The organism is Oleiphilus sp. HI0061 (genome assembly GCF_001635675.1).
This window is the reverse complement of sequence record NZ_LWFE01000443.1, coordinates 1-1,155: the sequence shown is the minus strand read 5'-3', so window position 1 is coordinate 1,155 and position 1,155 is coordinate 1. Positions and strand designations below refer to the sequence as shown.

General features: G+C 46.2%; 1 protein-coding gene. It reads right to left on the bottom strand.

The genetic code is table 11. The features are described 5' to 3' along the window. A partial coding sequence (locus A3735_RS05935; protein WP_156499448.1) for a tandem-95 repeat protein occupies positions 1 to 1,155 on the bottom strand: 1,155 nt, incomplete at both ends.

The window sequence follows — 1,155 nt, the reverse complement described above, 5'->3', positions numbered from 1 at the left end:
GTGCCATCGCCATTAATCACAACAGCACCATTTGACGCTGATGCAGAGCTAATGCTCAAACTATCTCCGTCGATATCACCATCATTCGCTAACACATTAATGGTGACAGACGTATCCTCCTGTGTTGCTGCCGCATCTGCAACAGCAACAGGCGCATCATTTTCAGGGTTCACTGTGACAGAGACTGACGAGGTCATGGTGCCACCGTTACCGTCTGAGATTTCATAGCTGATGCTATCTAAACCATTGAAATCTGCATTAGGCGAGTAGCTCAGCGTTCCATCGCCATTAATTACAACAGCACCACTTACCGCTGATGCAGAGCTAACGCTCAAACTATCACCATCGATATCGCTGTCATTCGCTAACACATCAATCGTGACTGACGTATCTTCCTGCGTTGCAGCCGTATCGAATACAGCAACAGGCGCATCGTTTTCGGGGTTAACCGTGACGAATACCGATGAGGCCGCGGTGCTACCGTTACCATCTGAGACTTCATAGCTGATGCTATCTAAACCATTGAAATCGGCATTAGGTGTGTAGTTCAGCGTTCCATCACCATTGATGAGAACCGAACCATACGAGGCTGAAGCAGAGCTAATGCTCAGACTATCACCATCGATATCGCTGTCATTGGCTAACACATCAATGATAATGGAAGTATCTTCCTCGGTGTTTGCTGTATCCGCTAGAGCGGTAGGTTCGCTATTGCTCGAACTACTCTCGTCAGTCGCTAATGACTCAATATGATCGATTGAATGTGTGATATCCAAATCATCGAAATACACTACTACTTTTCGTTCCGGTGACTCATACCAGTCTTTAACGGTTATCTGATCAGACGTTCCGATAATAGAAACCACGAGGTCATTGCCTTGCTTTGCATAAGCCACATCCGACTCATTAACCTGGTAAAGCCATATCTCATTATAGTCGCTTCCAGTATTGTAAATGACATCTTGACCAAAACCAGGGTCGAAATCATAGTCATCTTCACCCGAACCGCCGTACAAAGTATCGTTCCCAGCACCGCCAACTAAGATATCGTCGCCACCTTCACCATACAGAGTATCATCGCCTTCAAAACCTGCGATCCAGTCATCACCAGCACCACCTAAAAGTGTATCAGCCTGACTAGTTCCCTCAATATCT